The sequence below is a fragment of the Sphingomonas sp. genome (assembly GCF_017745215.1).
In the GTDB taxonomy this organism is placed as follows: Bacteria; Pseudomonadota; Alphaproteobacteria; order Sphingomonadales; family Sphingomonadaceae; genus Sphingomonas.
This window is the reverse complement of sequence record NZ_JAGHZV010000022.1, coordinates 1-24,741: the sequence shown is the minus strand read 5'-3', so window position 1 is coordinate 24,741 and position 24,741 is coordinate 1. Positions and strand designations below refer to the sequence as shown.

Sequence of the window (24,741 nt, the reverse complement as noted above, 5' to 3'; positions counted from 1 at the left end):
GATTCCATAACGCAGCAGGTTCGATCTTTGTTGCGGTGACCGCCGCGGCGCGCAGCCCCGCTCCTTTTCAGTGTGCGAAAAGATAGCGAGTCAGGGTGCGACCCACCGCGGCTAGGCTCTCGGCGCGACATTTGTCGAGCGTGTCCTGCGTGGTGTTGAACCAGGGCGTCGGGCGAGCGTCGATCAACAGGATCGCCGGAATCCCTGCCTGCCAGAAAGGCTTGTGGTCGTCGCCCACTCCGCTCGAACGCGCTCGCCAGGCGAAGGTGGCGGGTGCGACGTTCGCGCCGATCCGCCACATCCGCACGAGTTCGGCGCGGCCCGTTCTCAGCGAATTGGGTTCGGGCTGGAGGCGCAGCCCCTCGCGGCAGACGAGGTCGAGGATCACGACGGCCGCGGGAGGCTCGCGGTAGAAGTCGCCCAGTCGTTCGACGAAGCGAGTCGAGCCGAGCGGCTGCCACCGCGTCTCGCCGCCGCCCAGCGCATAGGCGCCTTCCTCGCCATCGAAGAAGACGAGATCGATGCCGATGCTCCGCGGCCTATCGGCCGCCCCGAGCACGCGTGCAGTCTCGAGCAGCACCGCGACGCCGGAGGCTGAATTGCTCGCCCCGGGCATCGGCGCCTGCGGGTCGACGGGATCGCGGTAGGCGCGGATCAGCGAATCATGGTGCGTGCCCAGCAGGACCCGGCGCTGCCGACCTGGATTCGATCGCGCCACGACATTGACCAGCGGCACCGGAACCCCGTCGTCCCGGACCCACGTAAAGGCCTGGCGATGGAGCTCGAAGCCGCCGATGCGAGCCAATTCCCGCTCGATGTAGGCGATCGTCGCGGCCTGGCCGGGCGTGCCGGGGGAACGAGGCGCATGCGGAAGCAGGGCGGCGATGTCCGCCAAGGCTCGCTCGCCATTCCACGCGGCTTCGGCCCTCGCCGCCGCATCGGCGTGCGCGATCGGGGGCGGCGCCCCCCCGAAGCCGATCGGATAGGCGCGCCACACTCGCGCGGCCATCCAGATCAGCGCCAGAAGGATGCCGCCGAACACGGCGATCCCAATCAACCATCGCATCGGCATGGCCTCCATCGCGGCGTCCGGCCGCGAGGAATAGGGCAAGAACGGCTCGGCGCCTACCGCGCGACGGCCGGACTCGATCGCGACCCTTGGGGGGGGCGCGGCCGCGCGCCAGCACCGCGGACCCGCACTCGCTGACCCGATCGGCTCTACCTATTACCCTAAAGTGTAATAACTTACGGTTGCACTCGGCGCGGGCGCGTGCACAATGCTGCACATGCGAAATGTAGGGCCATCTCGCAGCGAACCGCTCGCAGCCGGTGCGAGTTCCGTGGCGCCGCTCGCCGCGCACGGATCGACAGGCGTGTCCGGCGGGAACCGGCTGGCGTTCGGCGATTTCGAATATGCGCCGGCGCGGCAGGCGCTGTTCCGAAATGGCGCAGCGGTGCCGCTGAGCGGGCGTATCGCTGACGTGCTCGACGCGCTCCTCGAACGGCCGGGGGAGCTCCAGGCCAAGGAAGAGCTGCTCGCGCGCGTCTGGCCCGGCCGGATCGTCGAGGAAGTGAACCTGCGCGCGCAGATCGCCGCGCTGCGGCGCGTGCTGGGCTGCGGTCAGGGCGGCGCGCGCTATATCGCGACGGTCGCCGGGCGCGGCTATCGGTTCGTCGCACCGGTTCACCCCCTCGTCGAGGGCGACGCCCGCACGCCGGTGGTCGACCTTGCCCAGACCCCGGCCGTCCAGCGGCCGCTGACGCCGATCGTCGGCCGTGAGGCGCCGCTCGCCGAGATCGCGGATGCGCTGCGCCATCGCCGCCAGGTGACGATCACCGGCCCGGGCGGGATCGGCAAGACGAGTGTCGCGCTGACCGCCGCCGCGGGCGCGGCCGGCGAATTCCCCGGCGGCACGCTGTTCATCGATTGCAGCACGGCACTGGCCGGACTGCCCGAGTTGCTGCTCGCCGCGCTGGGCATGCGGCACGAAGCCGGCGACTGGCACGCGTTGCAGGGCGCGCTTCCGTCGACCGCGCACCTTTTCGTGCTCGACGGATGCGAGGCGCGCCTCGACGAGGCGGCCGACGTCGCCACGCTGGTGCTCCGCAGGGCACCGCGCTCCGCAATCGTCCTCACCAGCCGCGAGCCTGTGGGCGCCGAGGCCGAGACGGTGCTGCGCCTGGGCCCGCTCTCCTATCCGGGCCGCGACGACCTGCCCGCCGACGAGCTGATGGGCTTCGGCGCGGTCGAGCTGTTCTTCGCGCGCGCACCGCTCGGCTTCACCGCCGCGGCGGCCGGGGATCTGGCGACGATCGCCCGGATCTGCCGGCTGCTCGAGGGCAATCCGCTCGCGATCGAACTCGCCGCGTCGCAGGTCGATCGGCGTGGGATCGAAGGGCTCGCGGAGATCATCGAGCAGCCCGGCGCGCTGCGCATCCAGGGGCCCCGCACCGCTTCCCCGCAGAACCGGAGCATCGAGGCGTCGATCGAATATGGCTTCGATCGCCTCTCCGAAGTCGAACGGGGGCTGATGTTCTCGCTCAGCGTCTTCACGCGTGCCTTCACGCGCGAGGCTGCGCACGCCGTGGTGGCGACGCCCCTGCCCGACCTGTGCGACCACATCACCAACCTCGCTGCGAAGTCGCTGCTGATCGTCACGCGATCGGTAGCCGGCACCACTTTCGCCATGCCGCGGCTCGTGCGCCTCTATTCCTTCGAGCAACTCAAGCGGTCGCCGCATTATTCGAGCGCGATGCGCCGGCTCGCCCAGCAGCTCCGGCGCGAGCTCGAGGAGCGCACCGTCTGGCATTGCGTGAACAACGACGAGCTCGCGCGGGCGCTCGACTGGTGCTTCGCCGATCCCGAGCGCGAGGAGCTGTCGCTGGCGCTCACGCTCTCTGCGGTTCCCTATTGGTTCGATCAGGGCGCGTTCGGCGAGGCGCTGGGGCGGCTAGGTCACGCGATCGCGCTCGTCGCCAACGGGCCGCGGCGGCGAGTGGAGCTCGACCTGCGCTCCGCGCTCGTCACGCTCCTCGTCTCGCGGATCGCGCGCACCGAGGTCCAGGTGGACGCCGCACGGACGCTGATCGCATTGGCCGAGGCGGTGGGTGACCCGGCAGCGCGGATCCGCGGCGAATGGGCGCTCTGGTCGGCGCACGTCTGGACCGGCGAATTCGCCGCCGCCCGCTACCATGCCGAACGTGTCGAGGCGATCGCCGAGGCCGAGGGCGATGTGGAAGGCCGGATCGCCGCGCACCGGCTGATGGGGATCGCGCTGCACTTCGCGGGCGAGCATGCCGCCGCCCTCACCCATCTCGACCGCGTGCTCGGCTATTTCCCGCTGCCCGAACGCAGTACCCAGAACATTCCGTTCCAATATGATCAACGCATCGCAGGTCTCTGCTATAGGGCGCGAATCCTTTACCTTCAGGGCGATACCGAACAAGCGCTGCGGGCGGCGGAGACAGCGCTGTCGGAAGGCGAAGCGATCGGCCATCTGCTGAGCATCATCTATATCCTGGCGATCGCGACCTGCCCGATCATGATCCTGACCGGCCGCGCGAAGGACGCGCGCATCGCCATCACGCGCCTTCGTGCGGCGGTCGACGCGCTGCGCATCCCGGCATGGCAGGAAGTCGCAAAGCTGTTCGAGGACTGGCTGGCCGTGGCGCACGATCCCGCGCCGCGACTGACCGACGTGAACCGCGCGCTCGCCTCGGTGCGCGCCAGCGCCTTCGGGCCGGTGTGCACGATGGCTGCCGCCTCGCTCGCCGAAGCGCTCGCGCGTGCCGGAGCAGTCCCCGAAGCGCTCGCGCTCGCCGATACGCTGATCGAACGCGCGGAGAATGCCGGCGAGCTTTGGATCCTGCCCGAAGTGATGCGGATTCGCGCCGAGATGCAGCTGCGCGTCCATGGCCAATCGCACCGTCGCGAAACGCTCGCTGCCCTCCACCGCGCGCTCGCGCTCGCTGAGGAACAGGGCGCGACCTGCCCGGCGGCGAAGATCCGGGCGGCGATCGCTGCCGCCGATCCCGGCATCACCAAGGCGGCCTAGGATTCCAACTCACTTGGATTCGTCGCCAGGACGTCGACCCTGACCCCAGGGCCGGATACACGTTCCGTGCGGTCCTGGTCGCGGCGGGACCTGCGCTCGAAAAGTCACAAGAGTCACGACCCGTCGCGGCAATTCCGGCCCCATCCCTGCAAGCTTCAAGAGCGGCCGGACATGTCCAGCCGAGCAGGCGAGTTCCTACATTGCAAGCCATGCGTCCAAAGGGGCGCCGAACCGTCGCGCGCCGGACGTCGACCCGGCCTCATTCTCATCTCCCCACGGAACGCAGCGCCAGCCGGGCACAGGCAAGCGCGTCGTAGAATTCCCGCGTGCCGATCACCTGGTGCGCGCAATGGGGCGCATTGGCCTCCAGCGTGGCACGCATCGCGTCCCAGTTCGCCGCTGCGGTCGCGTCGCGGACCAGCGTGACGTGGAAACCCTGGTCGACCGCCGCACGCGCGGTCGCCTCGAGCGCTTCGTTCGCGATTCCGCCGACTACGACGAGCCGCACGATATCGAGCGCGCGGAGCTGGAGACCGAGATCGGTTCCCGCAAACGCGCCGACCGCCACGCGCTCCGAGGCGATGATGTCGCCCGCGCGCGGGGCGAGATCCGGAAACCACTCGGCGCCCCAGCTGCCGCGCACGAACCATGAGGCGTCCGCCGCCGCACGCTGCGAAGGCGTGAGATAAGCCCCGTTCCGAGGCACACTGCGCTTCGGCAGGTAGACGATGCACAGCCCCGAGGTGCGGGCTTCCTCCACCACCCCCTTCAGATTGGCGAGCAGGCCGACATCCGCCGCGACGTCGGCAATCGCCGGCCATGCCTTTCCCTGGCTGTCGAGCAGGTCGTTGTACGGATCGATCAGCAGCACCGCGGTCCGCGCGAGCTCGCGGGGCGGCAGATATTCCTTTTCCAGCGTCATCAGCAGCTCCGAGGCGGCTCCCGTCGCATCCTCGCCGCCGTCTGCATCGAAGCTGCGCCGGGGGCCATTGTCTCCTCGGATAGTCATCGGCTCCCGGCGCATGGCCTGTCCTCAGAAGCCCAGCCGGACGCCGAGGCGGCCGCCAGTGCCCTTGTAGGCGGAGCCGAAGGTGGCGCTGCCTTCGACAAAGGCCGAAAAGCCGCCCAGCCGCGCCACGTCGACGCCGCCGGTCAACTGACCATGGGTGGGTGTGCGCAGATTGGCGACATGCGCGCTGGTGCCGCCGGAGACGAGCGTCGCCCCATCGGTTCCGGCGAACTCGTGCAGCACCTTGCCCGAGAGGTAGACGCTGCCGGCCTGCCTGCCCCCGATCGCGAAGGGATGCGAGACACGTACGCCGGCGCTTCCGCGCAGCCCGCTGGCCTCGTCGAGCTCCACGGTCTGGCCGAAGGCGGCAAGATCGCCGAGGTCGGTGCGCGTCCACGCGAGCGACGCGACCGGTTCGATCGCGAGCGCCTTGGTGCCGAGCCGATAGCCGAGGTCGAGCTTGGCGCCGACCGACGAGCCATGAAGATCGGCCGAATAGCCGAGCGTCGGCGAGGTCAGCCCGACCCAGTGACGATCATATTTCGCTTGGAAGGCGGCAGAGAAGGCGCCGGCGCCATAGCCTGCGTAGACGCCGATGTTCGCGGTGTCGAACTTGAGCCGGTCACTGCCCTGCCGCAGCTTCGAGCTCAGATAACCGCCGGTGACGCCATAGGCGAAACGCCCCACGCTGCCGAGGTCGACGCCGATCTGGCCGCCATAACTGGTCTGGCGATACGCGATGTCGACGCCCGCCGCGCCACCGCCCGGCAGCGCGACCGAGGCAGTGCCTTCGCGCTTGTCGATCCCGCCGATCAGCTGGGCCCAGATGCCGGAACTCTTGCCTTGCTGCCGGAGCGAAGCGACGTGGCCGCTCACGGCGTCGGCCGATTTGAGCCACAGCGTCTGCGCCGCCTCCGAGGCCTGGGCGATCCGATAGACGGGCGCCCCCGCCGCCGAGACGAGGCTGTAGCTGCGGTTCGCCGCGTCATAGGTCAGGCCATATTGGACGAAGCCGACCAGCGAGGCGGCCGGATCGAGCACGAAGGCATCCGCCGCCGAGCCCGCGCCGACCCTGACCAATGGGCTCGATGCGGCGCCGAGCAGGGCCGCCTGGCCGGTGCCGGTGAGCTGGATCCGCGTGGTTCCCGTCGCGATGCCGCCGATCACCAGCGCGTCGGCCGCACCCGAGGGATCGACGTCGAGGGCCAGGCGCGCGTCGCCGCTGGCGGCATAGGCGCCCGAAAGCGTGAGCACGTCACCCGCGGCGCCGTTGCGCAGGTCGATCACGCCGCCGCTGTTGCGGAAGGTCTCGAGCCCGAGGAAGCCGACCGCTGCCGGCGTGCTGCCCGCGCGGGCGAGGCGGACGATACCGGTGTTGACGAACAGGTCGTCGCCCTCGCCGAAGCTGCTGTCCTTCGCCGAGACGAACAGCCCGGCGTTGGTGAAGCTGTCGTTCGCGTCGGAAAGCTTGATGGCGTTGAGGATCTGCCCGGTGTTGACGATCGTCGCGCCGTCGCTCGCCTTGCCGGAGGGGACGAGGCTCGTCTCGATCGCCCAGCCGCTGCCGGTGGTGCGGATGGTACCCGCATTCTGCACGTTCATCGTCGTGCCGAGGATGAACACGCCGTCGCTGCCGGGGAAGAAGGTGCCGTTATACTCCGAATGTTCCGAGCCGGTGACGACCGCGCCCGCACCGATCACCAGGTCGACCGTCGGGCCGCCCAGCGTGATCGCGCTGCCCCCGGCCGAAGTGGTCGCGCCCGTGACGGTCACGCCCACGCCGCGCGTGCCGCCGAGCGCCATGATCGCCGAGTCATATTTCGAATAGGCGAAGCCGCTCTTGACCTCCGCGCGGTCCTGCGAGAGCGCGCGCACCGCCGCGGAGAATTTGCCGTGCGCTTCGGCGTGACCGGATTCGACCGTGACGACGGCCGCATAGCCGTTGGGATCGATCGCGTTCGAGAAGTCGCCGGTGGTGATCACGGTGCCGGCATGGACGTTGATCGCGCCGTTGGTCGAAAGGCCCGCGATCCCGGTCGAGCGGTTGCCGGTGGTGCGTACGCTGTCGACCGTGATGTTGGCCACGCCGCGGCTGGTCTCGATATCGATGCCCGAAGCATTGTCGCCGTGCGTCTCGACCGTGCCCGCGGTCAGGTTGAGCACGCCGAAGGCTTCGACCGCTTCGATGCCCGCGGCAAGATTGCCGTCGGTGCGGACGTGGTCGACGCTGAGGTCGATATTGCCCGAGAGCGTGAACAGGTCGACCGCCGCCGAGTTGATCCCCTTGGTGGTGATCGTGCCGAGGTCGAGCGTCGTGTCGCCGAGGCGGTTGTAGAAATAGATGCCGGGCGACGTGATGCCCTCGGTCGCGATCGTGCCCACGGTCACCTGCGCGTCGCCGGCGACGACGGTGGCATAGACGCCTGCCGAATATTCGCCCTTGGTGGAAAGCGTGTTCGAGGTGATCAGCGTGTCGGCATAGCTGTGTACTTCGATGGCGACGGCACCGAGCCCCTTGGTCGAGACTTCGCCCGTCGTCACTTCGACGCCGCCGAGCCGGCTGATCGCGATGATGCCCGGCGAGTAGCTGCCCGAGGTCGCGACCTTGCCCGCGTTGACAAACACGTTGCGCGTGCCGGTCGCCGCGACGATGCCACCGGCGAAGGTGCCGGTTGTGGTCACCGTCCCCGCGTCGACTTCGATGTGCGCGTCGGGCGAGAAGACCAGGATGCCATAGGCCGCCTTCGAGCCGTAATAGCCCGAATAGCCGTTGCCGGTGGTGGTGACCGAGTCGACATGGACCGACGTGCTGCCGTGCAGCCCGCCATAGACCTGGTTCACGTAAACGCCGGCCGAGCCCATCCCCTTCACGCTGATGTCGCCGGCATCGACGATCGTCGCGCCGTACAGATTCTCGACGTGGACGCCGTCAGAGAAGAGGCCGGTGGTGGTGATCTTGTCGGCGGCGATCTCGAGATAGGCGGCATAGGAAGCGACGTTGATGCCGGCGGAGCCGAGGCCCGAGGTGTTGATCGTGCCCGCGTCGACCTTGGTCCAGTTGAAGCGCGAGTAGACTGAGATGCCGCTCGATTCCTCGCCCTTGGTGGTGACCGAATCGACGTTGATCCGGTTGATCGTATAGCCGCCCGAGAAATAACCGATGTCGCCGCTGGTCGAGACGCCGACGCCAAGGGAATTGTCGCCCTCGGTCGAGACCGTGCCCAGGTTCACTTCGGCGAAGCCGTTGTAGGCGTCGCTGCGCGCCACGACGCCGTTCGACTGATCGCCGTGCGTCTTCACCGTGTCGGCGGTGATCCCGATCTTGGCGCCGAGGAAATAGGGATCGCTGTTCGGAAGCGCGTGCGCATAGATGCCCGGCGAGGCAGTGCCGAAGGTCTCGACCGTACCCGCGGCGATGGTGATGTCGCCCTGCGAGAGCGCGACGATCCCGGTAGCGGGCACCGGACTGTCGGCCGCGCTGCGGCTGTCGGTGGTTACGCTGCCCGCGTTGATCGTCACCGAGCCGCCGGCGAGCGCGACGAGGCCCGCATCCTGGCTCGTCACCGTGTCGACGTCGATCGAGACGTTGCCCGCACCGCTGCCGAAGCCGGCGCTCGCCTGGACGCCCGTCGAATTGCCGACGCTGAGCGTCGCGAGATCGATGAGGATGTCGCCCGAACCGGTGGTCGCCGAGACGCCCGTCGAGACAGGACCGCTCGTCCGGACGGAGTCGGCGGTGATCGAGATGTTGCCGGCGGGCGTCGTCGCGCTGATACCGAGCGAATAGTCGCCGGTGGTCGAGACGTGATCGGCAGTGATGGTGATGTTGCCGTCGGTCGGCGCGGCGTCGATCGCAGGGACATTGTCCGCGCTCTGGCTGACGTCGCCATAGACGAGCGTGAGGTCCGCGGGCGCGGGCGTGCCTGGGTCCGCAGGGTCCGCGGGATCGACCGGGTCGTCGGCCGGAGCGACGGCGATGCTTGTCAGCTTCTTGAGCGCATCGAACGCGGTGAGGTCCCGCGTCGGTGCGTGCAGCGCATGCCAGGCGCCGGCGCGGGTCAAGATGCCGGGCTGGTAGCGCACGATACCGGCGCGCGACACCGCTGCGTTCGGTACGATCGGGCTAGCGGCGCCTTCGGGCGCGGCAAGCGCCGGCGAGGCGCCCGCCATGGCGATCAGCACGCCGGCCATCGCGGTGGAGCGCGCAAGCCGCTGGCGGCCACGCATTGCCGTTGCAAGTCGCGTCATCTTGTTTCCCCTGGATTTTGAGCCCGCGCCGCGTCGCGCCGCGAGCCTGGAAGAGCATGGATGCCCCGGCGCGCCTCGAACGGCGCGCCGGGAGCGATCGGTCAGAAGCGGAAGGTCGCGCTGCCGGTCAGCGTGCGTGTGCGGATGTCGTCGCGGCCGATCGAGGTCTGGCCCGAAAGCGCCAGGTCCACCGAGCCGGTATGCACGCGCAGGCCGCCGCTGACTTCGGCCCAGCCCTTGTCCCAGCTCGTGAGCGCAAACGGCGCACCGGTGCCGGTCCCGCCAGCGAAATCGGCGACGAAGGTCGCGCTGCTGTCGTCGAAGCGATGCACGACCGCCGCGGTTGCGAAGGGCCGTACGGTGCCGCGATCATAGGCGAAGGTCACGCTTGCGCGGCCCTCGACGCTCTTGAACGCATCGCGGCGGATCGCCAGCGCGCCCGCGCCGCCGCTCTCCTCGACGTCGCCGAAGGCGATCCGCTCGCCGCGGAGCGCCGCGCGCGGTTCGATGCTGAACGCACCTTTCTTGATCGTGCCGCTGAGGCCGATCTCGCCCGAGACGGTCATCGCGTTGCTGCTGCCCTTAAGCTGGCCGGGACCGACCGGCTGCTGGGTGCGGCTGGTGTCCGACGAAAGGCTGCCCAGCGCCACCTGCGCGTCGAGCGCGAGCTTGCCGGTGCCGTAGCGGCCGTAGAGCGTTCCCGCGAAGTGCGTGCCCTTGGCCTTGCCGCCGAAGCTGTCGCCCTTGAGGTCGGTGTAGCTCGCCGCGAGGCCGATCGTGGCGTGCGTGCCGATCAGCTTCTCCACGCCGGCGGCAAGGCCAAAGCCGGTGAAGCTGTCCTTGCCCGCGAGCCCAGTTATCCGCGCCCCGCTGCCGTCGACATAGCCCGCAGCGAGGAAGGCGCTCATGTCGTCGGGGAGCTTGGCCGGCCGCACGTCCTGCACCGCGTCCATCGCCGTCGCCGATCCACCGAGCGCATTGAGCGAGGTGTTCGCCTGGGCAAGCTGGATCGGCTTGCCGAGCAGCGTCAGCGTCCCGCCCGAATTGCCGCCGGCGATCGCGGTCAGTCGGTCGCGGACGAGGTTCGAGGCAGTCTCGGTCGCGGCGATGCCGATCTCGGTCTTGAGCGTCTCGGCCGCCGGCGTCAGCGCGTCGAGCGTCGCGCGGATCTGGTCGGGAGCCTCCATGTCGAGCGGGCCGTAGAGATCGGCGAGCGCCGAATAGCGGCTGCGGTTCTGGTCGAGCAGCGCCGCATAGCTCGCCTGCACCGGCGAAGCGGGATCGATCACCGTGCCGTAGCTCGCGGCGTCGATCTTCACGTCGACCGAATTGGCGCCATAGACGAACACCGACTTGAGGATCGCGCTGAAGCTGTTCACGCCCGAGAACGCGCCGTCGATCCCGCCCTCCGCCGTGACGATGTGGTAGACATCGCCATATTTGACGCGCGTCCCCGCCGTCGGCAGCAACCCGACCTGCCCGCCGAGCGAGGCGATGCCGTCGCTGCCCGCGGCCTTGTTCGCCTTCACCGCGAGCGTGTCCGACGCGCCGTTGGCGCCGATGTCGATCGCGAGGATCGACTTGGAGGCGAGGACGACATTGCCGTTGACGGTGAGCGTGCCCAGGCTCCCGGCGCCGGCCGGGGCGATCGTGCCCATGGTGTTGGTGAAATAAGGTGCGGTGATCGTGCCGTGGCCGCGCAGCAGGCCCGAGACGAGCATGAAGTCGCCGACGCTGGTCAGCTTGCCGTCGACCACCATCTCGCCGGTGAACTGGGTGGTATCGATCAGGCTGGTGAGCGATCCCGCGTCCTTGATCTCGAGCTTCGCCGCCGCATTGCCGATCGCGAACCGGTCGACCGTGACGTTGCTCGACAGGGTCGTGGTGCCGGCCGTGGCGAGGGTGACGTCGAAATAGGCCGCGTGGACGCCGTTCGCCGGATCAGGATCCTGGTTCGCGGGGCTGAAGCCGCTCGCGCCGGGCAGGCCGTTCGACAGCGTCGCCGCGGGGAGCACATAGACCAGCGGATCGCCCGCCGCATCGGCGCGCGCCTTGAGCTCGGCGAGCATCTGGTCGCCGGTCTCGGTCTCGTCGGTCTGCGGGACCACGACGCCGTGGTCGTAGAGCGTCTCGGTCGCGAGGTCATAGCATTGGTCGACGTCCTGCGCCTTGCTCTGCTGGCAGATCTGGCCATAGGGATGGTCGGTGCCGCCGGTGCCGGTACCGGCCGTGCCAGGGATGCCGTTGACCAGCTTCCCGTCGGCGTCGATCACGCGGTAGCTCGGATCGAGCACGGTTACCCAATGGTCGGGATCCTCCCAGGCGCCGTTGCCCGCCTTGGCGTCGACATAGTGATAGGCATTGTTCGCCGCGATCCAGTCCCAATAGAGGAACAGCGGCTGGTAGAAGCTGATGCTGCCGTAGGAGCCGGGGGCGAAATCGGGGCCGCCGGCGCTGCCGCCCGAGAGCACGCCCAGGATCACCGGATCGGCGAACAGCTTGTCGAGGATCAGCGGACCGCCCGAATCGCCCTGCGCGGTGATGCCCTCGATCGGCTGGGCATCGTCCTTGAAGAGGTTGTAGTCGTTGGGCGCATCGCGCGTGGGGCTGTCGAAATCGAGGAAATAGAGGCTCTGCTTCAGGCCCTCGGCATCGAAGCCGAGCGTGACGTCGAGATCGTCGAACGAGCCGAACATCCCGATCATGTTCTCCGCGATGCGGCGGCGATAGTCGATCTGTTGATAGGCGCCGTAGACGCCATCGCCGGTCAGGCCGTAGCCGCCGATGGTGACGTGATAGCCGGTACCGTCCGTATCGCTGATCGAGCCCGGCGTGGGCAGCGCCGAGAAGAGCATCGCCCAGGTCGGCACGCCCGCCGCGGGCGTGTCGAGCGTCGCCATCGCGATGTCGCCCTGGAAGAAGTTCGTTTCGAGGTCGCCGGTTGCCTGCGCGAGCTCGACCGAGACCGGATTGTAGACGACCTGGCTGATATTGTAGAAGAAATTACCGAGATCGGTGCGATGGTAACTGGGCGAATAGGGATTGGTGAAGTCGCGGAAGCCCTGCATGTTGTCGGCCCGCGCGCCGAAGCCGATCGAGATGCCGCCGGCGCCGTAGCTGTTCGGATCGGCGATGCCCGTCGGCACCGCGACATATTGTCCCGTCGCTTCGTCGAGGACGAGCTCGATCTTCTCGTTCACGCAGTGCGCGGCGAAGATGATCGTGCGCGGGTTGATCAGCGACGCGGTGCACGAGCTGCTGCCGAAGCCGAAATCGACGATCAGCTGGCCGACGCCGGTGACGTCGTTCGGATCGACGATCTCGCCCGAGGTGCTGCCGCTGCCCGGGATCGTCTGCGCCTCGACGCTGCCGGCGATCGACTGCGACGCCCCGTCGGCAGCCGGATCGGCCATCGCCGCCGCCGGACAGGTCGCGAGCCCGGCGAGCGCCACCGTGGCCGAGAGAGCCGCACGCAGCGCACGGCGCCTGGAGCGAGTTGCGAAGGGAGGAGTCGCCATGTTCGTCTTCGGTCCTTCTCACAAGGGAGCTGCCGCCACGGCGCACGGTTTCGCGTTCCGGAAAGCGGGCATCCCCGCTCCCCGGCCCGGCAGCCGACACTGTCGAGACCGGCGGGCGCTGCGCGGATCGCGCGGATCTCTCCGCGCCGGGGCGCATGCGCTCGCCAGGCTCTTCCCATGGCACCCGCCCCTTCGAGCGGCGTGACAGCACGATCGGGGAATTAAGCACCGGAATGGCGCGAACCGTGAGTTGAACGTTGTGAAACGATGCGCGAATCCAGCGAAAAATACGCGCGCGCCGCATCGATTTGTGGGAAGCGCTCAGACCCCGGCCCCCACGGCCTGCCGAGGGATCGGTTCGAAGGAAATCGTGTCGTGGATCCTCGCGCTCTCGGGCCCGATGGCCATCGGGCAGCGCACCCCGGGCAGCACGGCGACGTCGAACAATTCGGTGATCGCCCCGTCGAGCGCGATCCACTCGACCGTCTCGCCCGTCGCGAGATTGACGATCAGCACGCCGCACCACGGCTCCTCGCCCCGCATGCGCAACGCCTCGGCGATTTCCGCGCCCCGGGGATCGTCGAGGCGCGGCCTGGAGATGGTCACCACGGCGTAGCCCGCATGGATCGCCAACCCCCTGAGGAAGCCGGGGCATGCCGCGACGAAGTGCCGCTCCCCGTTCGCGGGATCGATCCGCAGGATGCGCCCGCGCCCGCTCTCGAGCAGATAGAGACAGCCGCCCGAAAGACGCGGGCTATGGGGCAACGCCAATCCATCGGCGATGACGGCGTCGCTCGTCACGTCCACCAGGATTCCGCTCGGCTGCGGCAGGTCGCGCCAGCCTCGATCCGAAGCGCCAAGCGCCGTCGCATAGCGAGGGGAGCCGTCCAGCGTCGCGAGGCCGTTGAGACGGCACCGGTCCTCCGCCGCGATCCCCGAGATGAAGCCCGGCTTCCACAGCGGCTCGAAGCTGTGCGTCGGGTGATGGCGGCAGAGGCAGCTGTAGCGACTGCTCACGAAGACGACGCGGCCGTGCGCATCGACGCCGAGCTCGCGGATGCCGACATCGCCGATCGTCTGCGCGTTGCGCGCCACCAGCACCTGGTCGAACAGGCGATCGCCGAGTTCGCCGGGCCGCAGCCGATTGTCGAGCCGCCACAGCTGATGGCGCGTGCCGAGGTAGAGACGGCCCGTCCGCCAGCAGAGACCCATCGCCTGGTCGAACGCCTGGCGATCGACCCATATACTGCCTTCCGGGTGCGCGCCGACGAGGAACAACGTGCCGGTGCGATAGCTGGTGAAGGCGAGGCTCAGCTGATGGACGCGCAGCCAGGTCTCGAAGCCGCGCGAGAAGGAGATGCGCGTTGCCAGCGCGGCGTCATGCAACCCCCGCGTCGCCACGGTATCTTGCGTCCCTGCAGTCCGGCTCGCGTCCGCCTCAGCCCTCGGCAAGCTGGATCAGCACGGCGGGCGTGGACGGGGTCCGGTGCGGCGCTGCGCCGCGCACCGCGATCGGCCTGGACAGTCGACCATTCGCGGTCGTCGTGCGCGGAAGCCTGACCACGCTGCCCCCGGGGTCGTTCGCGCCGCCGCGTCCGGCCAGCAGCATCGCCTTGGCGGCATCGATGCGCGAGAGCCACCAGGGGCCCTGCGTCGACGCCTCGGCACGGCCGAGCTCGACCAGCGCCAATGCGCCTTCGTGCGCGCCCATCCGCGCAAGCGCCAGAGCCTGGATCCGCATCCATTCGGGCCGGAGCCAGCGCTCGCCTTCCGACGCGCGCGCAAGTCCGGCTTCGACCGTGTCGAACGCCGCGAACAGCGTCTGGCCCGACACCATCGCCTCCGCCCGCGCCGTCGAGGCCCAGGCGCGGATCATCCCGATCGGCGAGCCGGCGAGCGCGCGCAGCGATGGCTCCATCGCTTCGGCGCTGGCGCTCGGCTCCACCGCCATCGACACCCAATGCTGGAACAGCTCGGCCACCGCACGCCAGCGTGGCAGGGCCAGGTCGGAAGACAGCGCTGTCAATCGCTCGCAAAGCGAAGCCGCGAGCGGATGTCGCGCCAGCGAGATGGCGACCGGCAACGCGGCGAGCGCGATCACGCGGGCCAGCGCGTGCGGATCACCGGTCTCGCGGGCCTCTTCCACCGCCTGCGCCGCCGCTCCCGAGGCCTCGTCGGTGCGGCCGAGCAGGAGCAGGAGGCGCGCTCGGAGCGCCAGCGCCTCGGTCCGCAACGGGGGCCAAGCGAAGTCCGCGAGCCCGGCGGGAACGAGTCTGATCACGCGATCGACGAGGTCGAGCGCCTCGCGCGGACGACCCTCGAGGTGGAGCACGGTGCTCGTCATCAAATCGGCAAGCGCCCGGTCCGGCTCGCCGAGCCGCGCCGCCTCGACACGCGCCGCGGCGGCAGTGACGCGGGCCGCGTCGATGCCGCCGGTCGCGACCTGGGCCACCCAGACCGCCCGCAGCGCTGCGAGACGCGAGGCACCGTCTTGCGCCGCCTCCAGCATCGCTTCGCCGGTGCGCCGAAGATTGGCTGCCGACCCGCTTCCCGCCGCCTGGAAGCTCGCGCACGCCTCGAGCAGCGAGAACCGCAGGACCGGGTTCGCGGCGGCGAGCGAGCGGTCGAGCCAGTGATCCGCCTCGGCGTGGCGATTCCCCATCCGCCATGCCGGAACCGAAGCGAGCACCAGGGCACCGAAATCCTCGCCCTCCGTGCCCGCGGCCAGTAGAGCGCGATGCAGCACCGGCTCCCTCGCGATACGGTCCGGGCATTCGATCAACCAGCGGCGCAGCCTCGCGATCGACCCGCGGTGCTCGCCGGTTTCGCGAAGCCGTTCGGCGGCAAAGGCACGGACCGGTTCGGGCAGCCGATAGCGGATGCCGTCGCCGGCCTCGCGGATCTCGACCAGCGAGCGCGCCGCCAGCGCCCGCAACAACGTCGCGACACGGCCGGGCTCGAGCGCGGCGGACCGCGCCGCGATCTCGAGCGTGAAGCTGCCGGTGACTGCGCCGAGCCGATCGAGCAGCGTCACCGTGTCTTCGCAAAGGCCGGCGCAGGCAGATTCGATCGTGGTCCGCAGCGACCCCGCCCGACGGTGCAGCGAGAGCAGCAGCGAGTCGTCGAGGGCATGGAGCAGCGTGCCCGCGCCGATCAGCGCCGCCTCGGCGGCGACGAGTTCGATCGCCAGCGGGTTGCCGCCGGTGCGGCGCGCGAGCGAGGCGAGCTGCGCCGGCGAAGTCGCCGCAGCGTCCCCGCGGACGTGCGCCATGCGCTCGCGCAGCAGCTTTACCGCGGCGCAATCGAGGATCGCATCGGCGTCGGCTTCGTCCTCCGCCGGCACGGGCAGCGCGGCCACGCGCAGCACGGTCTCGGACTCGCTGCCCAGCGCCTCGCGGCTCGTGACCAGCAGCGCGCAACGCGGAAGCTCTGCGAGCATCGTGTCGGCCAGCGCGGCGACGGCGTCGAGATTCCGCTCGGCCGCGTCGACGACGATCAGCATCTCGCGATCGGACGAGGCAAGACCGCGCCCGGGGAGGTCCGCATCGGGCGAGACCAGATGCACCCCATCGGCAAAGTCGCCCGCGACATGCGATGCCACCGCGTGCGCGAGCGCGGACTTCCCACCACCGGGCTGCCCGAGGATCGTCAACTGCCGCCGCTCCAGAAGGCGTTCGGCGGCCGCGGCAATCTGGGCCTCGCGCCCGATAAGCGTCTTGGCTCGCCAGGGCTGGGCGACGGCGGGCCGCTCGGGCGCCGCCGCAGAAGGCCGGTGCGCGTCCTCGCCGACGCGTACCGGCGCAACGAAACGGTAGCCCCGCCCCGAGGACGTCACGATGAACCGCTCGGCCCCCTTGCTGCACCCGAGCGCGCGCCGCAGCGCTGCCACCTGCGAACGGACGTTGCACGGATCGATGATCCGGCCCGGCCAGACGCGCTTCATCAGTTCGTGCTGGCCGATGAGCTCGCCCGGCCGCTCGGTCAGCACGAGCAGGAGCTCGAACATCGTGCCTCCCATCGGCACGCGCTCCTCGCCGGCGAACAGCATCTGGCGACGCGGGAACAGCCTGAACCGTCCGAACGCGATCACGGGTTCCTGAGCAACACCAATCATCCCACACATGCCCCGTTGCGATGGTCGATGGATGGCGCGTCGACGCCTTGTCCAGCCGCCTTTTCCCAAGCGGCGGAAGGGAGCATTGCTCGGACAATTGCTGTTAACGAGGCGAATGACAGCTTTTAACAACTTTTATCGCGTGGCTCGCGGCGTTAACGCCGGTCTCGCTCCAACCTGTTGTTCAAGCGTACGAATCCGACCGCGCGGATGCGGATGGCAGCGCGATCTGACAGGATGATGACGTGAAACGGGGCCGATTCCGCACGCGGCGGAACCGACCCCGACGTCGTTCGCAGCGGCAGCCCGAGCCGGACCGCCGGAACCGGGTCAGGCGGCCTTGAGCACGGCCTCGTCGATCGGCGGGAAGCTGATCGCGTTGTGGATCTCGGCGCTCGCCGGCCCGATCGACATCGGGCAGGCCACGCCGGGCATGGCGGCCACATCGAAGAGCTCGGTGATGTGCCCTTCGAGACGGATCCATTCGACGATATCGCCGTTCGCGAGGTTGACGATCAGCACGCCGCACCAGGGCTCGGCATCGCGGGCCTTGAGCTCGCCGTCGAGCAGCAGCCCCTTGAACGCGCCGTTGCGCGGCTTGGAGACGGTCACGACGGCGTGGCCGTCATGGATCGCGAGCCCGCGCAGGAAGCCGGGGCAGAAGGCGACGTCCTCTTTCGCGCCCGTCTTGGGATCGATGCGGATCAGCTGGCCGCGGCCGCTGTCGAGCGCATAGACGTGCGCACCATGGACACGCGGGCTGTGCGGCATCGAAAGCTGGTCGGTCACCACCCGGTCGGTCTCGACGTCGATCAGCATCCCGCCTTCGTGGCGCCGTTCGCGCCAGCCCGTGACGACATCCGAGCGGCTGACGCAGGTGACATAGCGCGCCCTCCCCTGGTCCATCGCCAGCCCGTTCAGGTGGCAGCGATCCTCGGGCGCGAGCTTCGAGATGAAGCTCGGCTTCCACAGCGGCTTGAAGCTGTGGGTGAGGTCGAGCGTCGCAAGGCAGGAATAGCTGGTGTTGACGAAGATCACCCGGCCCTGCGCATCGACGCCGAGTTCATGGATGTCGACGTCGCCCGTGGTCTGGGCGTTGCGCGGCACCAGCGCGACGTCGAACGCCTTGTTGGCGACCTCGCCGGGCTTGAGCATGTTCTCGAGCCGCCAGAGCTGGAACAGCGAGCCGAGATAGAGCCGCCCGGACCGCCAGCACACGCCCATCGCGCGGGTGAAGTTCTGCTGGTTGAACGACACCGTGCCGTTCGGATGCGCGCCGACCAGGAACAGCTGGCCGGTCTGGTAGCTGGTGAAGGCCAGACTCAGCCGGCGGCTGCGGAGCCACGCGTTGAAGCCGCGCGAAACCGTCAGGCTGGTGGCACCCGGCGCGGCGGGCTCGGGCGCCTCGCCGGGCGCGAAGGCGGTTCCGGTGTTCGGCTCGTCGTTGATTGCGTCGCTCATCGCTGGTCACCCGGTCTGCTGCGAGGGCCATGGGCCCGGTTCGACGTTGGAATATGACAGCAATTTTGCAGTGGCGAAGGACGTATTTCGCACTTGCACAATTATTCACAATCTTCGACGAACCGGGCCCGCGACGGACCGTCAGAAGGCGAGCCGCAGTCCCACACGGCCGCCCCCGCCGCTCTGCCCGCCGCCAAAGCGCGCGTCGCCTTCGACGAAGCCGTTCCACGCGCCCTTGCCGAGGAGGTTCACGCCCAGCGCCGCTTCGCCGTGATCTCCCGCACGCACGCCCGCGACCGCCTCGCTGGTGCCGCCGCTGCGAAACACCAGCCCGGTATCGCCGCTGAACGCATGGACATAGGCCCCGCGCGCGTACAAGACCGCCTCGCTGCCGCCCAGCCGAACGCTGCCGCCGATGCGCGCGCCGAGCTTGCCGGTCACCGCATCGCCGTCGTCAGGGTCGATCGACTGGCCCAGCGCGGTGATCGCGCCGATCTTGCCGTGCTGCCAGGCGAGCGTCGCCACCGGCTCGACGAACAGGCCGCGAGTAGCGAAGCGCGCGCCGAGCTCGGCCTGCGCGCCATAGGTATCGCCGCTCGCGTCGTCCGTCCAGATCGCACCGGGCGTGCCGTCCTGGAGCTTGATCCAGCTGTGATCGAGCTGCGCGAGCAGGTTGGTGAAGACCACGCCCGAACGGAGGCTGCCATAGGCGCCAAAGCTCAGCGTATCGAAGGTCGCGCGCGTCGCGCCGCCCTTGAAGCTCTGGCGCGCGTTCAGATAGCCGCCGGTCAGGCCGAAGCTGGTCCGCTTGCCACCGCCGAGATCGATGCCGATCCGGGCGCCGTAGAAGCTCTGGCGATAGGCGAGCTCGGCCGGGCCGTCATGGTTGGCCACGCTGCCGAACGTCTGGCCCCAGAGCGAGCGGCCGCTGCCGGCCGCATCGCGAAGCTCGGTCATGTGTGCGCTCGCCGCCGCGGCGGACTGGCCCCAGATCTCGCGCGCGCCTTCGCCGATCTTGGTGAGCCGGCGGACCGGCGCACCGGCGGTGCTGGTCAGGCGATAGCCGCCCGACGCCGCGTCGAATGCCATGCCGTAGTCGATCAGCCCGACCTGGGCGTTCGCGAGGCTGAACGCCGCGGCCGAGGAGCCCGCTCCTGCCTGCACCAGGGTCATCGGCTCTGCGAGCAGCGTCGCGCCGGTCGCGTCGACGTTGAGCACGATCGTCGTGCTGCCGGTCGCCATGCCGCCGATCACCAGCCGGTCCACCTTGCCGTTGCCAAGGTCGAGCCCCAGCCGCGCGCTGCCCGAGCCGGTGTAATTGCCCGACAGCGTCAGCGTGTCGCCCGCCACGCCGTTGCGCAACTCGACGATGCCGCCGGTGTTCTGGAAGCTCTCCAGCCCCAGCATCGATACCGAATGGCCCGACGCGGCGAGGCTCGCCTGCGTGCCCGGCGATGTCGCCGCGGCACCGATCGCGAAGGTGCCGCTGTTCACGAACACGTCGGCGCCGCCGCCGAAGTCGCTGTCCTTGGTGGCGACGAAGCTGCCCGAATTGACGATGCGGTCGGCGAGCCCGGTAAGGTGGACCGCGCCTTCGATCCGGCCGCCGTTGCTGATCGCCAGGCCGGTGAGCGGCGGGTTGGTCCCGCCGTCGACGGCGAAGATCGCATAGCCATCGCCGACATTGGCGATCGTCCCCGCATTCTCGATCGTCATGGCGGTACGGCCGCCGATCACGATAGTGTTGCCGGTCTTCGCGCCCGTGGGATCGGCGGGATCATAATGGCCGCCGCCCACCACCGTGGCACCCTTCGCCACGCTCAGCGACGATATTCCAGCCGACGACGCGAGTTCGATCGCGATCTGGTTCGGCGTCCTGACGGCCCCGCTCACGCTGACCGAGTCGTTTCCGCTCGCCGACGAGCGAAGGCCCACACCGTCGGACTCGAGCGTGCCGATCGCGATCGTCGCGCTGCCCGTGGTCGCAGTCACGTCGATGCCGATCACGCCCGCGCCCAGCGCCGTCACCTTGCCGGCAGTGATGCTGACATCGCCTTGGTGGCTGAGTGCGACGATGCCGGCGGCGTTGGTGCCGGCCACGTCGACCGCGGCGACGTTCAAGGAGAGCAGCGTCGGCGGGGTCGCGAGCAAGGTCACGGTCTCGGCGGTCTTCGTGCCGCTCGCCACGGCGGGAGGCGTCTGCGGCGGCTGGGGCGTGACGATCGCGACGACGCCCGCGCTGTTGTCCCCCTTCGCCGAAATCGTGCCGGTGGAGGCGACCTTGATATCGCCATGGCCGAGCACGCGGATCGTGTCGGCATTGGCGCCGGTCGTGGCGACGCTGCCGGCGTTGGTCACGGTGATCGCGGCGTGCGAAATAGCGTCCGCCGAGGCATAGAGGCCATGGCTCGTCTCGCCCGCCGTCGTGACGCTGCCGTTGTTGACGATCACCAGCGGGCCGTTGCCGAATATCTCCACGCCGTGGCTCTGGTCGCCCGTCGTGGCGATCCTGCCGCCGGTCGTGACGTCCACGCCCGTCAGGAAAGCATAGCCGCGGATCGCCGAGGCGTGGTCGCCCGAGGTCGAGACATTGTTGGCGACGACTTTCGCGACTGCCTGCAGGCTAACAGCGTAGATGCCCGCCGACCCGTCGCCCGCCGTCGTCACGTCGCCGGCTGCGGTCACCAGCGTGGCGCGGCCGATCGCGACCACGGCTCCGGCATTGTCGCCGGTGGTGCTCGCGTCCCCGACCGTCACCTCGGCGTTGCCAAAGCTCGAATAGGCATAGACGCCGATCGACTTGGCGCCAGCCGTCGAGACGCTTCCGACATCGACCGACACGTCCGAGGTGAGCGAAACGCCCAGCACACCCACCGAATTGTCGCCGCTCGTCGCGATCCCGTCCGCCTTGATCGAAACGCCGCCCCCCAGCGTGGTGTTGATGGCGGTGATGCCCGCGGCTTGCTCGCCCGAGGTCGTGATGCTCTTCACGTCGATGTCGATAAGACCGTGCATCCCGGTGCCGTCATGATCGAGCGCGCGGGCATAGATGCCGGCCGAAGCTTCGCCCTCGGTCGTGATGTTGCCCAGGCCGATGGTGATGTCGCCACCGTAGGAAATCGAGAGGACGCCCGCGGAATAGACACCGGAGGTGTGGATGTCGGCGCCGCCGTCGATGGTCTGCGGAGCGAATGCCACCGAGAAGACGCCCTGCGCATTGTAGCCGGAGGTCGCGATCGGCCCGCCGACGTGCACGGCGGCGCCGCCGTCGCTGAGCACCTTGATCGCCTTCGCGACGTCGCCATGCGTCGTGATCCCGCCAGAGACCGAGACGGTGGCATAATAGCCGGGATGGAAGGTCGTCGGAACATAGCGGAAGCGCGGTGCGATGGTGCTGGCACCGATGCCATAGGCGTGATCGCCATAGGTCAGGATGTCGCCGGCGTAGATCGAGACATGGCGTGCGCCGGCCTCGATCGCCGAGGAATAGATGCCGGTCGTGCGGACGAGATTCGAGTGGATCGTTACCTGGTTCACGCCCGCGGCAATGATCCCGCGCGCGTCGTCGCCGGTGAGCGTGATCGAATCGGCGTCGACCGCGACCGTCAGCCCGTCGACGCGGATGCCGCCGACATTGCGGCCGCTGCCATTGAGCGTCCCGGCCTCGATGACGATGTCGCCGCGGCCCGAGGCCTTGATCGCCGAATAATAATAATGGCTGGCGTTGACCGCGCCCGCGGTAATGTGGATGTCGCCATAGGCCGTCCTGGCGACGATGGCCCCGCCGTTGACCGAATCGGCAGCGATGTTGACATTGCCGTCATAGGCATAGGCGAAGATGCCGACGCTCGAAGTATGCAGCGTCGCGATGGTTCCCGCCGTGATGTCGACGTTGCCGGCGACGGAGAAATTCTTCGCGTAGATGCCGTCGGCGTACAATCCGTCGGTCACCACGGTCTCGGCGTTGATGTTGATCATGTCGTGCGTGCCATAGGCATAGGCAGCGACACCCTTCGAATAGGCTCCGTGCGTGTAGACGGTACCGACATCGACATTGCTGGTCTCGCCACGACCGTTAAGGACGGCAAGAACCCCGTCGGAATTGTTGCCGCTCGTGGTGATCGTCTTGACGTCGATGTTGTTGCTGATCCCTTGGTTGATGAAGGCGGCCACGCCGGCGGAATGGTCTCCGGAGGTGGTGATCCGGTCGACCGTGACGAAATTGTCGCTGCTAAGGTTCTGGACCACGACGCCGGTGGCATAGTCTCCCGAAGTGGAAACCGCCCCGCCCTTGACCACGATCGCCCGGTTCGTCGCCAACGCGTTGATGCCGAGCGAGCTGTCGCCGCTGGTGGCGACGGAGTCGAAATAGATGAAGGTGTCGTCGAACCGCGTATTGACCGTGTCGATGCCGTCGGAATGATAGCCGCCGGTCGAGACCGTGCCGACGTCCACGAGGATTCGCGGGCCGGCGCCCGAGTAGAGATAGGCGCCGTCGTTGCTGTGCGCCGAAACCGCTGCCGCGTTGTCGCCGGAAGTCGTCACGCGGCCCGCATGCACCGAGACCCGGCCGCCGACGGCGGCGATGCCCACGCCGCGGGTCTCCACATCGCCGGCGGTGATATCCGTGGTCGTGGTCGAATTGGCGAGAATGCCCTGCCCCGCGCTGCCGACCGTCGCGACGTCGATCCGGACGTCGCCGAGCTGGCTCGAGCCATAGACTGCCGTGCTGTAGCTGCCGTTGGCGGCGACCGAATCCGCCGTGATCGAGATCGCGCCCGCGTAGCTCGCCGCCCAGACGGCGTTCGAGACATAGCCGCTCGTGCTCACGGCGCCGGCATTGATCGTGATGCCGCCCGATTGCGCGCCCGCCGATCGGTTGTCCGCCTCGATGCCGAAGGCGTGGAAGCCGCTGGTCGAGACCTGCGAGGCATCGATCACGATGTCGCCGTAGCCGCTGGCATGGATGCCCGTCGCGAAAGCGCCGGTGGTGGTCACGCTTCGCGCCTCGATCGAGGTGGTGCCGGTCGCAACGGTGTCGACGCCGCGCTCGCCGTCGTTCCCGGTGGCGACCGACCCCACCCGCACGACGACATCGCTCCCGGTGATCGTCCCGGTGCCATGGTCGTAGTCGGGCGCAGGCGGAAGCGCGGCTGCGGCCTGGCTGATGACGGCAACCGCGACCTTCGCCTCCGGCGCGACGATCGTCGGGTCCGAGGGCGCGGCCACAGGCGCGGGCAGCGACGCCAACACCGGCAGGTCGCTCGACAGCCCGAGGCTGGCCACGACCGGCGCTCGCGCGACCTGGGCCTGGGCCTCTGGCGCGAGCAGCAACGCCGTCGCCGAGCCCGACAGGCAGGTCCCGATGGCGAGGATCGAGCGAAGCGGGCGCGCGCCGCGTGCCAACATGGCCAAAGGGCGCGCGCGTCCTGCGCCCGAGTCATTGCTCGACGAGCGTGTCATCCCATACCCCAATTGTGTAATTCAGGTTACAGGCTGACGCAGAGCACCCGCTCACGGCAAGTATAATATTGTGGAAAAACGAGAAACGATCTTAAATTCTGCGACTTGCCTCTGAGCATTATTTGAATGATGTCTCGTGAATCTCAAGATTGTCGCAAGTATTGGGGATAATATTTTCGATAATCGAGATGTCTCGAAATAAATATGTCGTATCAAGGTCGACGGCCGCGATCGGACGGCGCGGCCGCAGACCTGCGATCACTGGCCGCCGGTCGCCGCCTTTTCGATGAAGGCAGTCACTTCGCGCGGGTGCGACAGCATCACGGCATGGCAGCTGTCGATCTCCACCACCTCGCCGCCCGTCCGCTTGGCCATCATCCGCTGGATGCTCGGCGGGATCCTATGGTCCTGCGCGATGAACAAGTTGAAGTCGACGTCGTCGCGCACATGGAAGCAGATGCGCATCGAGCGCGGATAGGCCGGGCTCATATGGTCGCGCGGCTCGGCGAAGCTGCCGCCGCTGCCGCTGGGCTGGGCGGCGTCGCGATACGGCAGCAACTCGATCACGACATTATCGAGGTGGATGAAGCGTACGGCGTCCCAGGCCGGCCGCGTCGCCCCCGGTGTCGTTGCTCACGTCTGTCTCCTTCGCGGACCGGGCGGCGGCGCATCCGCGCCAGCCGGCCGGCCGGTCAATCGAAGGAAACCGCGCGAATGGCACGCCACCCTATGTTCAGCGACACCGTCACTTGGTCTAGGTGTTTAGTCCCGAGGAGAGGCGGTACGGGTCGATTTTGAATCGGGCCGGGTCTTCTGTCCAGATGCGTGCGACATATTCGTAGGGTGTGAAGCCGCGGAGCGTCTTCAAGCGGC

10 protein-coding genes and 1 pseudogene are annotated in these 24,741 nt (G+C 68.7%); 1 reads left to right on the top strand and 10 read right to left on the bottom strand.

Annotated features, from left to right (window positions below):
* Positions 1-67: 67 nt before the first annotated feature.
* Positions 68-1,081, bottom strand: a complete 1,014-nt coding sequence (locus J7495_RS17895) for a M28 family peptidase (protein WP_294058247.1) — start codon at positions 1,079-1,081, stop codon at positions 68-70.
* A gap of 292 nt (positions 1,082-1,373) precedes the next feature.
* On the opposite strand from J7495_RS17895, the gene J7495_RS17890 reads away from it, so the two are divergent.
* A complete protein-coding gene (locus tag J7495_RS17890; protein ID WP_294058245.1) occupies positions 1,374-4,055 on the top strand; it encodes a winged helix-turn-helix domain-containing protein in 2,682 nt (893 codons plus the stop codon).
* Between the two features lie 265 nt (positions 4,056-4,320).
* Here J7495_RS17890 and J7495_RS17885 read toward each other — a convergent pair whose 3' ends face one another.
* The 9 genes and pseudogenes from J7495_RS17885 to J7495_RS17845 form a co-directional block, all read right to left on the bottom strand.
* On the bottom strand, positions 4,321-5,064 hold the full coding sequence (locus tag J7495_RS17885) for a cysteine hydrolase family protein (protein ID WP_294058243.1): 744 nt from the start codon (positions 5,062-5,064) through the stop codon (positions 4,321-4,323).
* Positions 5,065-5,088: 24 nt separating this feature from the next.
* Positions 5,089-9,291: an autotransporter domain-containing protein gene (locus tag J7495_RS17880; RefSeq protein ID WP_294058242.1), complete on the bottom strand. Its 4,203-nt coding sequence runs from the start codon at positions 9,289-9,291 to the stop codon at positions 5,089-5,091.
* Between the two features lie 122 nt (positions 9,292-9,413).
* A complete protein-coding gene (locus J7495_RS17875; RefSeq protein ID WP_294058240.1) occupies positions 9,414-12,830 on the bottom strand; it encodes an autotransporter domain-containing protein in 3,417 nt (1,138 codons plus the stop codon).
* A 321-nt stretch (positions 12,831-13,151) separates the two neighbouring features.
* A complete protein-coding gene (locus J7495_RS17870; protein ID WP_294058238.1) occupies positions 13,152-14,231 on the bottom strand; it encodes a TIGR03032 family protein in 1,080 nt (359 codons plus the stop codon).
* A 37-nt stretch (positions 14,232-14,268) separates the two neighbouring features.
* Positions 14,269-17,013: a winged helix-turn-helix domain-containing protein gene (locus J7495_RS17865; RefSeq protein ID WP_294058237.1), complete on the bottom strand. Its 2,745-nt coding sequence runs from the start codon at positions 17,011-17,013 to the stop codon at positions 14,269-14,271.
* Positions 17,014-17,274: 261 nt separating this feature from the next.
* The gene (locus tag J7495_RS17860; RefSeq protein ID WP_294058236.1) at positions 17,275-18,405 is read right to left on the bottom strand and encodes a TIGR03032 family protein; all 1,131 of its coding nucleotides are present in this window, start codon (positions 18,403-18,405) and stop codon (positions 17,275-17,277) included.
* Positions 18,406-18,546: 141 nt separating this feature from the next.
* Entirely contained in the window at positions 18,547-23,814 is a 5,268-nt protein-coding gene (locus tag J7495_RS17855; protein ID WP_294058234.1) for an autotransporter domain-containing protein, read from the bottom strand.
* Positions 23,815-24,126: 312 nt separating this feature from the next.
* Positions 24,127-24,435 carry a hypothetical protein gene (locus J7495_RS17850; RefSeq protein ID WP_294058232.1) on the bottom strand — a complete coding sequence of 103 codons (309 nt, stop codon included), beginning with the start codon at positions 24,433-24,435 and terminating at the stop codon, positions 24,127-24,129.
* Between the two features lie 187 nt (positions 24,436-24,622).
* Positions 24,623-24,741: pseudogene (locus J7495_RS17845) on the bottom strand (IS481 family transposase); the annotation flags it as partial.